Origin of the sequence: Pseudomonas sp. TWRC1-2 (assembly GCF_049896685.1) — a bacterium.
Classification (GTDB): domain Bacteria; phylum Pseudomonadota; class Gammaproteobacteria; order Pseudomonadales; family Pseudomonadaceae; genus Aquipseudomonas.
The window spans coordinates 242,454-256,437 of sequence record NZ_JAFCUU010000005.1 but is presented as its reverse complement, the minus strand read 5'-3'; the positions used below and the strand labels follow the sequence as shown (position 1 = coordinate 256,437).

Here is a 13,984-nt window from a genome sequence, read left to right as displayed (position 1 = left end):
TGATTTGGGTTGGTCCGAAGAACTTTCTGATGCGCGCGCGTAGGGATTTACTGATTTGTCTGGGGCGTGCTCAGCAGGGCGCACCCGTAGTGCAGAATCGGCCGCCTACCCTTCGCAGAGAAACACCGGATGTTCGCTCCTGCCAATCAAAGTACGTTTAACCTGACCCTGGATGGGGTCGCCAGCGACCTCAAGGTCTACAGCTTCCAGGGTGAGGAGGCGCTGAGTCAGCCTTACTGTATCGACCTTGAACTGGTCAGCGAACAGCCCGATCTCGATTTGGAAAGCTTGCTGCATCGCCAGGCCTATCTGGGGTTCGATGAGCTGGGGCATGGGGTGCATGGCCTGGTCTATCGAGTCGGGCAGGGCGAGTCGGGGCGGCGCCTGACGCGTTATCAGATCCGTCTTGTGCCGCATCTTAAGTACCTGGCGCACAGCAGTCATCAGCGTATTTTTCAGCACAAGAGTGTGCCGCAGATTGTGGCGCTGGTGTTGGTCGGGCAAGGCATCCTGAGCGACCGCTTTGAGTTTCGCCTGAGCGGTACTTATCCACTGCGCGAGTATTGCGTGCAGTTCGGCGAGACTGATCTGGCGTTCATTCAACGTCTGTGCGCCGAGGTGGGCATCCACTACCACTTCCAGCATTCGCCCGATGGGCACCTGCTGGTATTCGGTGATGACCAGACGGTGTTCGCCCAGGCCGAACACCCCACTCCCTACAGCCCCGGTTCCGGGATGGTGGCGGCAACACCGGCGATCAAGCGCTTTGCGATGCAACTGGAAACCCGCACAACAGGGGTAAACCTGCGCGATTATGATTTTCGTAAGCCGCGCCTGACGCTGGAAAGTGCCGTGGCTGGCGAACAGCTTCCGCGCCTTGAAATGCAGCAGTATCCCGGCCACTTTTCCGATCGCCCCCATGGAAAATACCTTGCGCAGCGAGGCTTGGAGCGCCTGCGCAGAGACTCAAGAGCCGCCCAGGGTGAAGGCGATGATCCCGCCTTGGGCAGTGGCCGGTTCCTCAGGCTTGGCGGGCACCCGCGAGAAAGCTGGAATGATTTGTGGCTGGTCACCCAGGTTTCCCATCAGGGCAAACAACCCCAGGTGCTGGAAGAGGCTGTTACTGAGGCTTCAGGTGAGGGTTTACGTCAGGGTTATCACAACACGTTTATCGCCGTGCCATGGGATGTGATTTTCCGCCCACCCTTGCCTGAACTGCCGCGACCGAGCATCGGCGGTTATCAACACGCGGTGGTTACCGGGCCTGCCGACAGTGAAATCCATTGCGACGAATACGGCCGGGTCAAGGTGCAACTGGCCTGGGACCGTGACGGGGAACACAACGAGCACTCCAGCTGCTGGCTGCGTGTCGCCAGTGGCTGGGCGCATGATCGTTACGGCTCGGTGCTGATACCCAGGGTCGGTATGGAAGTGCTGGTGGGGTTCGCCAATGGTGACCTGGACATGCCGCTGGTGATGGGCTGCCTGCCCAACGCGGCGAACCCTCCGCCCCTTGACCTGCCGGCAGACAAGACCCGCAGCATCTTTCGCAGCCAGAGCAGCCCGGGGGGTGGCGGTTACAACGAGCTGCGCATCGAAGACCGCAAAGGCGCCGAGGAAATCTACCTGCGCGCCCAGCGCGATTGGACTCAGCATGTGCTGCATGACCAGCAAGTGCAGGTGGATAACCAGCGCCGGGTGAAAGTGGGCGGCGAGTCGCACCATGAACTGCAAGGCGAAGAGCAGCGCATTACCCATGGCAACCGCCTGACTGAACTCAAGCAGGACGATCATTTGGTGGTCGGTGGCTCGCAGCAGATGCGTGCAGGTCGCACCATCCAGATCGGAGCGGGGCAGAGCATCGTCATCGACGCCGGTGCGAGCGTGACAATCCAGGCCGGAGGGCAGTCGATCACGCTGTCGGCGGGTGGGATTTTCAGCAGCGTGCCGATCCAGCTTGGCGGCGCGCCGGCTGCCGCGACTGCGCCGTTAATGCCGGGGATAAAGGAAAAGCTGCTGGCGGTTGTTCCTGCCCCGTTAAGCCGCGTGCAAGTGGCCAGCCTGAAACGTAGCGCACCTTTTTGCGAAGAGTGCGAGCGCTGCAAGAACGGCCAGTGTGACCTCCCGCAGCATGGGAATAAAGGTCCGGGACCCTCTGCCGGGAAAGCTGCTGGCGTCGAGCCGGGGTTTCATATCGTGCAGCGCGCAATGTCTCGGGATGCCTTGGAAAAGTCGCTGTTCGAATCGCCCAGTGCGATCGTGCTGGAGCGGTTTCGCGGCCTCAATCCACAACTCACGCAGTACGCCAGGCCGGGGCAAATGCTCGTCCTCAGCGACCCGCTTAACAGCCAATGCACGCGTGAAGAGGCATTGCTGATGGAGGCGGCGAAAGAAGTGAACGATGCACTGACGCCGATGAGCGATGACGAGGCGGCGTTTATGGTTGAGCACCAGCAAGAGGTTGGTGCTTTTTTTGGCGCAGAGTTCGATGGCGTTTGGGGTGGGATCCAGCATGGTGGAAAATCATTTAACGCGAACCAAGTCCGTTCTCGTAGATCTTGAAAAGTTGCACGTCAAAACCTTTCAGGCTCAGGGCAATTTGCAAGGTGCAGAATTTTTCTCTAAACGTCAGAAGCTGTTAACTCAACTGGATAACAGCCTCGGGCCTCTGGTACGCAAAGGTGTTGGCATTGCCGATCACCCAAAGCTCAAAAAAGCATTGGGGATTTCCAGTCGTAGTTTGGTTCATCATTGGAGCAAAGCGGGTGTGTCAGGGGGGATTCCTGGGTACGCGACGCATATTCAAGGTGTGGCGCGGGCGAGCCAGTATATGAAGGTCGGCGGGTTTATCGGTATTGGGCTAGGGGGGGCAGCGTCCGCATTGAAGGTGAAGGAAACGTGTCGAGTTGGAAGTAAAGATAATTGTCAAAGAGTGAAATATACAGAAGGAGGGAATTTTGTCGGGAACGGCGCGGTTGGCTGGTTAGGTGGTGCTTCCGCAGCAGCGGGTGCAGGAACAGTGTGTGTTGCTATAGGTGCAGGTACTGCGGGTTTAGGAGGCATTTTATGTATTTTGGTTGTTGTAGGTGCGGGCACTGCTGCCGGTGGCGCCGTTGGTGCGCTTGCTGGAGAGAGGATCGGAGATTTTATTTATGAGGTGGGGAAGTAATGAAGGGTGAATTTTACGCATTTTATATGTGGTGCTGGTTAGGCGTATTTGTGTTTATTTTTTTTACATTTTTGGTTCAAGTTTATTTCTCTTACTCTAAAGTTAATGAAATATTGGAATGCCTAGGTGAGTCAAATATTGTATTGGATCGTCAACTTCTTCTTGGAAACGGGATTTTCAGTAGGTCGTTTTTTGTACTGTCGATTGCGGGGATGCTTGTGTTTCCTGAAATACATATAAAAGACGGCGGGTTTACTCGTGAGGAGTTTGAAGGCGTTCCTTATTGGCTTAGATTTCAACTAAAAGCACTGGTGTATGTTTTGTTTTTTTTGGTTGGGGTTTGCATCGCTTTATTGTGTATGGGTGAGTATATGGGTTGGCTTAATAAACATTCTTAGACGCTCGGTTATTCGCCGATTGTTTTGCCATATTTTTTCGTGAAGGAACATTATTTTATGCTAATGCAGTCCATACCCCGCACATGGCTATTCCACTCCCCGATTCAACCAGCCGAAAAATTCTTCGTCATTTTTAGCAGCGCCAGCGCCGCCAGGCCTTTGGACGCTTGGCGAACCCTTTCAGCCGGTCTACCGCCCCATCCAATCTGGGCAGGCACGGTTTACAGCGAGTGGACTGAGGTCATGCCTTACGTCGCCATCATCGAGCCCGAAAGCCCATTCCTCGACTGGATAGCAACCACCGAATCTACGGACTGGGGTTGGCTGGCGGTATCGTCCAGCCCACTGGAAACAGTGGTCGCGCACCTGCAAAGCTTGACCAAGGTGCTGTTGCCCGAGGGGCAGGAAGTGTTTTTGCGCTTCTGGGATGGCGGTCAATTTCTGCCAATTGTGCAAAACATCGGCGATGAGGCGGGGAAGGTGTTGCCGGTATTTCAACGTTACCTGATCAACGGCCAACCGCTAACGGTTGCGACTGGCCCGGCCACTGCCGCCAAAACCAGCCCATGGTGGCAAGTGCCTGCCTCGTTGCTGGAGCATCTGGCAGAGCAATCGCCCCACGTGCTGATCGACAACTTGCTGCAATGGCTCGAAGAGCAGCGCCCCGACCTGCATACCGCTTTCAAGCCTGCGATCTTGCGCCACAAGGTCGCCTGCTTTGCGCGCGGGGCGGATGTCAGCCATGGGGCGCTGGCCGACTATCTGGCCTCAGAGTTGAGTTGACGCAGCGCCTGCTGGAAATAGTCATCGGTGCGAGAGGTTGTTGTGGCGAGCAGGCTTGCCCTGCGTCGGGCTGCGTAGCGGCCCCAAAACCTGCCACTGAGTTCTGGCAAAAAAAGAATGCGGTGACCTTATCCAGGGCTATTGCGCAGCCCAACGCGGGGTGAGCCCGCTCGCCACACTCTGCCCCTTTGCTCCTGTAGAAGGTAAACTTCGCCCCCTGCGCAGGAGCAACCATGAATTATCGTCACGCCTTTCACGCCGGCAACCACGCCGATGTCTTCAAACACCTGACCTTGACCCGCCTCATCGCTCTGATGTCGCGCAAGGAGCAGCCGTTCGCCTACCTCGACACCCACGCCGGGATCGGGCTATACGACCTGCAAGGTGATCAGGCCAACCGCACCGGTGAATACCTGGAAGGCATCGCCCGCTTGTGGGGCGAGAGCGACCTGCCGCCGCTGACCGCCGACTACATGCGCGTGTTGCATGAGATGAACCCGGATGGTCAGTTGCGCTACTACCCGGGCTCGCCAGAACTGGCGCGCCGCCTCACGCGGCCTCAGGACCGTGTCCTGCTGAATGAAAAACACCCGGAAGACGGCGTGCTGCTCAAGGACAACATGAAGGGCGATCGCCGCGTCAAAGTGCACTTGGGCGAAGGCTGGCATGTACCGCGCGCCTTGCTGCCGGTGCCGGAAAAGCGCGCGTTGATGCTGATCGATCCGCCGTTTGAAAAGCTCGACGAAATGCAGCGCTGCGCGGCGTCCCTCAAGGAAGCGGTCAGCCGCATGCGCCAGACCGTTGCGGCGATCTGGTACCCGGTGAAAGACCAGCGCATGTTGCGCCGCTTCTACCAGGACCTGGCCGGCACCGGTGCGCCGAAGTTGCTGCGGGTGGAGTTGCTGGTGCATCCGCTGGACACGCCCAACACCCTGACCGGCTCGGGCCTGGCGATTGCCAACCCGCCGTGGGGTTTGGAAGAGGAGTTGCGTGAGCTGCTGCCGTGGTTGTCCAAGAAACTTGGCCAGACCCAGGGTGGGTGGCAGATGGATTGGCTCATCGCTGAGTAATCAGATCTCAAGCCAAGCACAAGACTAAATGTGGGAGCGGGCTTGCTCGCGAAAGCGGAGTGTCAGTTAACAGATATGTCGACTGATATACCGCATTCGCGAGCAAGCCCGCTCCCACATTTTTTGATCTGCGTTGTGCTTAGATCGGGCAGGTCACGCCCGTGCCGCCGATCCCGCAATAGCCCTGTGGGTTCTTCGCCAGATATTGCTGGTGATACGCCTCGGCGAAGTACACCGTCGGTGCTTCTTCGATTTCTGTGGTGATGGTGCCCAGGCCGGCCTTGGTCAGCTCGCCCTGATACGCCTCGGCGCTGGCTTTGGCCGCTTCCAGGTGCTCAGGCTTCACGGCGTAGATCACCGAACGGTATTGGCTGCCGATGTCGTTGCCCTGGCGCATGCCTTGGGTCGGATTGTGCAGCTCCCAGAACATTTTCAGCAGCTCTTCGTAGCTGATCTTGTCCTGGTCGAACACCACCAGTACCACTTCGCTATGGCCGGTCAGGCCCGAGCAGACTTCTTCGTAAGTGGGGTTCGGCGTGTAGCCGCCGGCGTAGCCGACCACGGTGCTGACCACACCGTCGCGCTGCCAGAACCGGCGTTCGGCACCCCAGAAACAACCGAGGCCGAAGATCGCGAACTCGACGTTGTCGACAAAGGGGCCGAGCAGCGGGTTGCCGTTGACGAAATGCGTCTCTGGCAGTGCCATCGGGGTTTCACGGCCAGGCAAAGCTTGTTCTTGAGTGGGCAACACGTTTTTGTTCACCAGAATTTCCGAGCGCAAGACCATGAGCAGTCCTCTCGTCAGGTTGAGTTAGCGGTAAAGATTCAGACAGCCAGTGTGCCCGAGTGTTACAGCGCTGTCAGGCGATTGGCCCGCGCGGGTAGCGTTTAAGCTTCTCGAGCAGCTCTGCACCGGGGATCGGCCGGTCGAACAAATAGCCCTGGCCCACATCGCAACGATGCCGGCGCAGGAAGGCCAGTTGCTCGGAGGTTTCGATGCCCTCGGCCACCACTTTGAGCTTGAGGTTGTGGGCCATGGCGATCACTGCCGAGGTGATTTCCATGTCGTCCTGGTTGTCCGGGATTTCGTGGATAAAGCTGCGATCGATCTTGATGATGTCGATGGGGAATTTCTTCAGGTAGCTCAGCGACGAATAGCCGGTACCGAAGTCATCCATGGCCAGGGTCAGGCCAAAGCTCTTTAGCTGGTCCAGTTGAAGGCGCGTGTCTTCGGTGGCTTCCAGCAGCAGACCTTCGGTCAGCTCCAGCTCCAGCAGTTTCGCGGGCAACTGTTCTTCCTTGAGGATGGTGGCAATCGAGGCCACCAGGTCCGGGTCGGAGAATTGCTTGGGCGACAGGTTGATCGCTACCTGCAAGTTGCCCATGCCGGCGGCGCTCAATTGCTTGCTCATGCGGCAGGCCTGGCGCGCGATCCATTTGCCGATGGGGATGATCAGCCCGGTTTCTTCCGCCACGCTGATGAACTGGTCGGGACGGATCATGCCCTTTTCCGGGTGGTTCCAGCGCAACAGCGCTTCCATGCCCAGCAGCCGGCCGCTGCGCAGGCACAGCTTGGGCTGGTAGAACACGTCCAGCTCGTTTTGGGTCAGGGCGCGGCGCAGGTTGTTTTCCACAAACAGTTTGTAACTGGCCTCGGCGTTCAGCGCCTCGGTAAACACCTGTACCTGGTGTTTACCATTGGCCTTGGCCTTGTGCAGGGCCAGCCCGGCGTTACGCATCAGGGTTTGCGGGTCGCGGCCGTGCAACGGCGCGCAGGCCAGGCCCACGGAGCCGGTGACACTGATCAGTTGGTTGTCGACGAACATCGGTTTGTCGAGGGTTGCCAGCAACTGGCTGGCGACCTGTTGGCCACTCTCCAGGTCGGTGTCGTCGAGCAACACCGCGAACTCGTTACTGGCGAACCGCGCCAGGCTGCCGCTGGCACTCAGGCTGTTGCGCAGGCGCCGGGCCAGGCTGATCAGCAACTTGTCGCCGGTCTGGTGGCCGAGGCTGTCGTTGATCCGCTTGAAATTGTCGATGTCCACCAGCAACAGGCTGATCGGGCTGTCGCTGTCGCGCGCGAAGCGCTCATCCAGGTTGCGGATAAACGCCGGGCGGTTGCCCAGGTTGGTCAGGTTGTCGGTGTAGGCCAGGCGCTCGATGCGCTGCTGGGCCAGCTTGGTCTGGGTGATGTCTTCGTAGATGCCGATGTAGTGGGTCAACTCACGGTTGTCGCCATACACCTTGGAAATCGACAGCTGGCCCCAGTAGGGTTCGAGGTTTTTACGTCGGCTCTTGAACTCACCTTGCCAGCTGTTGCTCTTGGCCAGGCTCGACGGTGCGTCGAAAAGCATTTCGCTGAGGTTTTCCAGGGCCGGCAACTGCGCCAGTCGATGGCCATGGACTTCTTCGGCGCTGTACTGGGTGATCGCGGTAAAGCTTGGGTTGACGTACTCGACCACGCCGTCGCAATTGACCAGCAGAAACGCGTTGGCGCTTTGCTCCACAGCCCGCTGAAACAAGTGCAGCGCGCTGGTGGCGGCGCGCCGGTTGTGGTTGTTGATCACTTGCGCGAACTGGTCCGCCAGCTCGCCGGCGAAGGCGATCTCATCAGCCTGCCAGGCACGCGAGCTGCCGCTTTGTTCCAGGCACAGCACGCCGATGACTTGGCCATCCACACGGATGCTCGCGTCGAGCATCGCGTGCACGTCCTTGGCGCGCAGGCTTTCGGCCATTTCCCGGGTGCGCGGGTCACGCAACGCATGGGTGGCGTCGATGGCGCGGCTCGAGTGCAGGGCTTCCAGGTAGTCCGGGAAGCCGCTGGCGTCGATCGCTTCAGGCAAGTGGTGCTGTTGGTTGTCGCGGTGGTACGCCGAGATCGGCACCAGGCGCTGGCCTTCCAGGTTCCAGATGCTCGCGCAATCGATCTGGTAGATGTCGCACGCGCTGCGGGTGATCAGCTCGGCGGCTTCCTGCAGCGAGTTGGGCGTGGTGTAGCGCTGGCGTGCCAACAGCAGGATCAGCTCCTGCTGGGCGCGCACGCGCTCCAGGTGCTGCAACTGTTCCTGCTGGGCACGCTGGTTGAGTTCCAGGGCGATCTGCAGGCGGCTGTTCTGGTTTTCCAGGTCTGCGGTCGGGACGGCAGTGGGGATTTCGCTAAACAGTCCGTCGACCACCATCAGGTAGCCGCGCAGCAGGTGGCGATTGTGCTGTTTGTAGGTCTCGCCCATTTCCAGCAGGCTCAAAGGCCCGTCGCTGGTGTGCAAGGTGTAGCGCACCAGGTAATGCGGGCTCTGGGTCAGTTGTTGCTGGATGGCGTCGTGCAGTTGGTAGCGCGCCTGCGGTTCCATCAAGCTGGCGTAGGGCGTGCCGACCAGGGCGCACAGTTCGACCGCCGGCAGACCAAACTGGCGCTCGCAATTGGGGTCGAGGTACAGCAGCGCCCAGCTTGCCTCATTAAGCCGTTCGAAACGCAACATGCCGAGGCGCGAAGGCACCGGTAACTGCGTCACTACCTCGGCCGCCATATGGGCGGCATCGGGTTGGCTTTTCATGGGGAAACTCGCTTGGAAAAATGCGCACGGCGCCGGGCTCACGCCCTCTTTACTGTCGCCTGCGGCAAGGTTGCATCATGCAGCACGCACTGACAAGAGAGGATGAAGGCTAAGTGCTATATGGCTGTTATCGGCCGCGGGAGTGGTTTCTACAATCCAGGTGATGGGTGGCGAGTTGACGCACGCGCTACAGCCCTTACCCCGACAAAAAAGCAGGCCAAAAAAAGCCCCGCCAAGTGGCGGGGTTGAGGTACGAGCGTGGCGCTCGGAAATCGGTGCAGCCAGGCCTCCCCGGTGAATGGGAGGCCCGTTTGCGGCTTACAGCAGGATGGTGCGGATGTCGTTCAGCAGTTGGCTCAGACGCTGCGTGAAGCGTGCAGCGGCGGCGCCGTTGATCACACGGTGATCGTAGGACAACGACAGCGGCAGCATCAGCTTCGGTTGGAAAGCTTTACCGTCCCACACAGGCTGGATAGTGGCCTTGGACACACCCAAGATAGCCACTTCCGGCGCGTTGACGATCGGCGTAAAGCCAGTGCCGCCAATGTGCCCGAGGCTGGAGATGGTGAAGCACGCGCCTTGCATGTCGTCTGCAGTCAGCTTCTTGTCACGGGCCTTGGCGGCCAGTGCAGCCGCTTCAGCAGCCAGTTGCAGCAGGCTCTTCTGATCAACGTTCTTGATCACAGGCACCAGCAGGCCATCCGGGGTATCAACTGCAAAACCGATGTGCACGTATTTCTTGCGAATGATCGCTTTACCGCTTGGCGCCAGCGAACTGTTGAAGTCCGGCAGTTCCTTGAGCAGGTGCGCGCAGGCCTTGAGCAGCAGTGGCAGCACGGTCAGTTTCACGCCAGCCTTCTCGGCCACGGCTTTCTGCGCAACGCGGAAAGCTTCCAGGTCGGTGATGTCGGCCTGGTCGAACTGGGTCACGTGCGGAATGTTCAGCCAGCTGCGGTGCAGGCTCGACGCGCCGATTTGCATCAGGCGGGTCATCGGCACTTCTTCGGTTTCGCCGAAGCGGCTGAAGTCCACGACCGGAATCGGCGGAATACCAGCGCCACCGGTAGCAGCGCCGGCAGCCGGAGCTTCCTTGGCCTTCTGCATCATGGCCTTGACGTAAACCTGCACGTCTTCTTTCAGCACACGACCGTGCGGGCCAGTGGCCGACACAGCATTGAGCTCAACACCGAACTCACGGGCCAGCTGACGCACGGCTGGGCCGGCGTGAACCTTGGCACCGCTTGGCGCAGGTGCGGCAGCCGCAGGAGCCGGAGCGGCCTCGGCTTTCGCAGCAGGTGCAGGGGCGGCAGCAGCCGGAGCCGGAGCCGCTTCAGCTTTTGCAGCAGGTGCAGCCGCAGCCGGTGCTGGAGCAGCAGCCGGCGCAGCGCCTTGTACTTTGAGCTTGAGGATGAAGTCGCCAGTGCCGACTTCGTCTTCGAGCTTGACCGCGATGCTTTCCACCACGCCGGCAGCCGGCGATGGGATTTCCATGGAGGCCTTGTCGGACTCCAGGGTGATCAGCGACTGGTCGGCTTCGACGGTGTCGCCGACCTTGACCAGCAGCTCGATGATCTTGGCCTTGCCCGACGAACCGATGTCCGGGACGTGAATGTCCTGAACAGAGGCCTCAGCCGGAGCGGCGGCCGGGGCTGCAGGAGCCTCGGCAGCGGCGGCAGGCTTTTCAGCAGCCGGTGCAGGTGCAGCAGCGGCAGCAGGAGCCGCCGCAGGGGCCGCGTCAGCGGCGCCTTCGATTTCCAGTTCCAGCAGTTCGTCGCCTTCTTTCAGGCGGTCGCCCAGCTTCACTTTCAGGCTTTTGACCACGCCGGCCTTGGGAGCAGGGATTTCCATGCTCGCCTTGTCCGATTCCAGGGTCAGGATGCTCTGGTCGGCTTCGACGGTGTCGCCGACCTTCACAAACAGCTCGATTACTTCACCTTCACCGCTGCCGATGTCAGGTACGCGAATGAGTTCGCTCACAAAAAATCTCCTCAGCAGTCCAGTGGGTTGCGTTTTTCCGGGTTGATCCCGAACTTGACGATAGCGTCAGCCACCACCTTAGGTTCGATCTCACCACGGTCAGCCAAGGCTTCCAGGGCTGCCAACACCACGAAGTGACGGTCAACTTCGAAGAAGTGACGCAGCTTCTTGCGGCTGTCACTGCGGCCGAAACCGTCGGTGCCCAAGACTTTGAATTCCTTGGACGGGACCCACTGGCGAATCTGTTCAGCAAACAGCTTCATGTAGTCGGTAGAGGCAATGACTGGACCTTTACGGCCGGCCAGGCACTCTTCGACGTAGCTTTTCGCTGGCTTCTGACCTGGGTGCAGGCGGTTGTTACGCTCCACTGCCAGGCCGTCGCGACGCAGTTCGTTGAAGCTGGTAACGCTCCACACGTCAGCGCCGACGTTGAACTCGTCACGCAGGATCTTGGCCGCTTCACGCACTTCACGCAGGATGGTGCCGGAGCCCATCAGCTGTACGTGATGCGCCGCTTCCTTGGTGTCTTCTTCGAGCAGGTACATGCCCTTGATGATGCCTTCCTCGACACCGGCCGGCATGGCTGGCTGCTGGTAGGACTCGTTCATCACGGTGATGTAGTAGAAAACGTCCTGCTGCTCTTCGGTCATCTTCTTCATGCCGTCCTGGATGATCACCGCCAGCTCATAGCCGTAGGTTGGATCAAAGGTGCGGCAGTTCGGGATGGTGGCAGCCAGGATGTGGCTGTGACCGTCTTCGTGTTGCAGGCCTTCGCCGTTCAGCGTGGTCCGGCCGGCGGTACCGCCGATCAGGAAGCCACGGGTACGGCTGTCGCCTGCTGCCCACGCCAGGTCGCCGATACGCTGGAAGCCGAACATCGAGTAGAAGATGTAGAACGGCAGCATCGGCTGGTTGTGGCTGGAGTACGAAGTACCGGCAGCGATGAAGGAGCTCATGGCGCCCGCTTCGTTGATGCCTTCTTCGAGGATCTGGCCCTTTTTGTCTTCCTTGTAGAACATCACCTGGTCTTTATCGACTGGCTCGTAGAGCTGGCCGACGGAGGAGTAGATGCCCAACTGACGGAACATGCCTTCCATACCGAAGGTACGGGCTTCGTCCGGGATGATCGGGACGATACGCGAACCGATTTCCTTGTCCTTGACCAGCTGCGCAAGGATCCGCACGAAGGCCATGGTGGTGGAGATTTCACGGTCGCCCGAGCCGTCCAGGATAGCCTTGAGGGTATCGAGTGGCGGGGTCGGAATGTTGAAGCTCTTGGCGCGGCGCTGTGGCACGAAACCGCCCAGTGCAGTGCGACGCTCGCTGAGGTAGCGGGCTTCGGCGCTGTTTGGCTCTGGCTTGAAGAACGGCAGGTTCTCCAGCTCTTCGTCCTTGACCGGGATGTCGAAGCGGTCGCGGAACAGCTTCAGGCTTTCAACATCAACCTTCTTGGTGTTGTGCGCAGTGTTCTTCGCTTCGCCGGCACCGGTGCCATAACCCTTGATGGTCTTGGCCAGGATGACGGTCGGTTGTTCTTTGTGGTTGACCGCTTCGTGGTACGCCGCGTAGACCTTGTACGGGTCGTGGCCGCCACGGTTGAGTTTCCAGATCTCGTCGTCGGACAGGTCTGCAACCATTGCCTTGAGTTCAGGCGTGTTGAAGAAGTGTTCACGTACGAACGCGCCGTCTTTGGCTTTGTAGTTCTGGTACTCGCCGTCGATGACTTCGTCCATGCGACGCTGCAGGATACCGTCGACGTCTTTGGCCAGCAGTGGGTCCCAGAAACGGCCCCAGATGACTTTGGTCACGTTCCACTGAGCACCGCGGAACACGCCTTCGAGTTCCTGGATGATCTTGCCGTTGCCGCGAACCGGGCCATCGAGGCGCTGCAGGTTGCAGTTAATGACGAAGATCAGGTTGTCGAGCTTCTCGCGGCCGGCCAGGGAGATGGCGCCCAGGGATTCCGGCTCGTCACACTCGCCGTCGCCCAAGAAGCACCAGACTTTCTGCTTGCCTTCAGGGATGAAGCCACGCGCTTCCAGGTACTTCATGAAGCGTGCCTGGTAAATTGCCTGGATCGGGCCCAAGCCCATGGACACAGTCGGGAACTGCCAGAAATCAGGCATCAGCCAAGGGTGCGGGTACGACGACAGGCCGTTACCGTCCACTTCCTGGCGGAAGTTGTTCATGTGTTCTTCGGTGATGCGGCCTTCCATGAACGCACGGGCGTAAACGCCTGGAGAAGTGTGGCCCTGGAAGTAGATCAGGTCGCCGCCGTGTTCGTCGGTCGGGGCCTGGAAGAAGTAGTTGAAGCCGATGTCATACAGGGTTGCGCTGGAAGCGAAGCTGGAGATGTGACCGCCCAGGTCAGAATCTTTCAAGTTCGTGCGCATTACCATCGCCATGGCGTTCCAACGTACCAACGAGCGAATGCGGCGTTCCATGAACAGGTCGCCAGGCATGCGTGCTTCGTGGGTAACGGGGATGGTGTTGCGGTATGGCGTGGTGATGGCGTAAGGCAATTGCGAGCCGCTGCGGGTCGCGAGTTCGCCCATACGGGTCATCAGGTAGTGAGCACGGTCTTCGCCTTCTTTGTCGAGAACCGATTCCAGGGCGTCCAGCCATTCCTGGGTTTCGACGGGATCGAGGTCTTGCATGGCTTGCTCCAGGGCGGAAAGGCTACCAGAATCGGTTGCCTGAAGTTTGCGACTGGCCTTGTGGGCAGACGACATAAATTCTTGGATGGCCGAAGGTTGCTTCGGCGTCCTGTAGTTTTACTACAAATCGTCGGCCATTTCAGCCTTTCGAATGTATATACGAGTAGTAAAACTACACAAGACCGAGTGGATTGCTCGGTCTGGCTGGTGAGCATAATCGTTATTGTTGATCTTTTGCGAACAAGAAAAGGTGAAAGTTTGATGTTGCCTGCCAAGATTAATTTAATTTCAGCTATTTATAACCTTTGTTCGACAGTCCTTCACCGAGCGTGGTTCTTGCGTTCACAGCAACAAGCCTTTTACGCGCCGATCAAGG

Annotated in this window: 8 protein-coding genes and 1 pseudogene; 5 read left to right on the top strand and 4 right to left on the bottom strand. The window is 59.1% G+C overall.

Annotated features, from left to right (window positions below; translation table 11 throughout):
- Positions 1–129 precede the first annotated feature (129 nt).
- The 5 genes and pseudogenes from tssI to ACP7B3_RS16505 form a co-directional block, all read left to right on the top strand.
- A pseudogene (gene tssI, locus ACP7B3_RS16525) lies at positions 130–2,133 on the top strand (type VI secretion system tip protein TssI/VgrG); the annotation flags it as partial.
- 379 nt (positions 2,134–2,512) lie between these two features.
- The gene (locus ACP7B3_RS16520; protein ID WP_426179701.1) at positions 2,513–3,169 is read left to right on the top strand and encodes a hypothetical protein; all 657 of its coding nucleotides are present in this window, start codon (positions 2,513–2,515) and stop codon (positions 3,167–3,169) included.
- On the top strand, positions 3,169–3,567 hold the full coding sequence (locus ACP7B3_RS16515) for a hypothetical protein (RefSeq protein ID WP_426179699.1): 399 nt from the start codon (positions 3,169–3,171) through the stop codon (positions 3,565–3,567). The genes ACP7B3_RS16520 and ACP7B3_RS16515 overlap by 1 nt, the downstream gene beginning before the upstream one ends.
- 57 nt (positions 3,568–3,624) lie before the next feature.
- On the top strand, positions 3,625–4,350 hold the full coding sequence (locus ACP7B3_RS16510) for a DUF4123 domain-containing protein (protein ID WP_426179697.1): 726 nt from the start codon (positions 3,625–3,627) through the stop codon (positions 4,348–4,350).
- Between the two features lie 233 nt (positions 4,351–4,583).
- Entirely contained in the window at positions 4,584–5,420 is an 837-nt protein-coding gene (locus tag ACP7B3_RS16505; RefSeq protein ID WP_016975658.1) for a 23S rRNA (adenine(2030)-N(6))-methyltransferase RlmJ, read from the top strand.
- A gap of 139 nt (positions 5,421–5,559) precedes the next feature.
- On the opposite strand, the gene msrA is transcribed toward ACP7B3_RS16505, so the two are convergent.
- The 4 genes from msrA to aceE form a co-directional block, all read right to left on the bottom strand.
- Positions 5,560–6,207 (bottom strand): peptide-methionine (S)-S-oxide reductase MsrA, encoded by a 648-nt coding sequence (gene msrA / locus ACP7B3_RS16500; RefSeq protein ID WP_106577569.1) that lies wholly within the window; start codon positions 6,205–6,207, stop codon positions 5,560–5,562.
- 73 nt (positions 6,208–6,280) lie between these two features.
- The gene (locus tag ACP7B3_RS16495) at positions 6,281–8,974 is read right to left on the bottom strand and encodes a putative bifunctional diguanylate cyclase/phosphodiesterase (RefSeq protein ID WP_242198870.1); all 2,694 of its coding nucleotides are present in this window, start codon (positions 8,972–8,974) and stop codon (positions 6,281–6,283) included.
- A gap of 318 nt (positions 8,975–9,292) precedes the next feature.
- On the bottom strand, positions 9,293–10,951 hold the full coding sequence (gene aceF / locus ACP7B3_RS16490) for a dihydrolipoyllysine-residue acetyltransferase (protein ID WP_426179694.1): 1,659 nt from the start codon (positions 10,949–10,951) through the stop codon (positions 9,293–9,295).
- Positions 10,952–10,962: 11 nt separating this feature from the next.
- Positions 10,963–13,608, bottom strand: a complete 2,646-nt coding sequence (aceE, locus tag ACP7B3_RS16485) for a pyruvate dehydrogenase (acetyl-transferring), homodimeric type (protein ID WP_262206998.1) — start codon at positions 13,606–13,608, stop codon at positions 10,963–10,965.
- Positions 13,609–13,984: the final 376 nt, after the last annotated feature.

Excerpts from the sequence above, each read along its gene's own strand:
- ACP7B3_RS16520 (WP_426179701.1), top strand. The coding sequence starts at position 2,513 with ATGGTGGAAAATCATTTAACGCGAACCAAGTCCGTTCTCGTAGATCTT.
- ACP7B3_RS16515 (WP_426179699.1), top strand. The coding sequence starts at position 3,169 with ATGAAGGGTGAATTTTACGCATTTTATATGTGGTGCTGGTTAGGCGTA.
- ACP7B3_RS16510 (WP_426179697.1), top strand. The coding sequence starts at position 3,625 with ATGCTAATGCAGTCCATACCCCGCACATGGCTATTCCACTCCCCGATT.
- ACP7B3_RS16505 (WP_016975658.1), top strand. The coding sequence starts at position 4,584 with ATGAATTATCGTCACGCCTTTCACGCCGGCAACCACGCCGATGTCTTC.
- msrA (WP_106577569.1), bottom strand. The coding sequence starts at position 6,207 with ATGGTCTTGCGCTCGGAAATTCTGGTGAACAAAAACGTGTTGCCCACT.
- ACP7B3_RS16495 (WP_242198870.1), bottom strand. The coding sequence starts at position 8,974 with ATGAAAAGCCAACCCGATGCCGCCCATATGGCGGCCGAGGTAGTGACG.
- aceE (WP_262206998.1), bottom strand. The coding sequence starts at position 13,608 with ATGCAAGACCTCGATCCCGTCGAAACCCAGGAATGGCTGGACGCCCTG.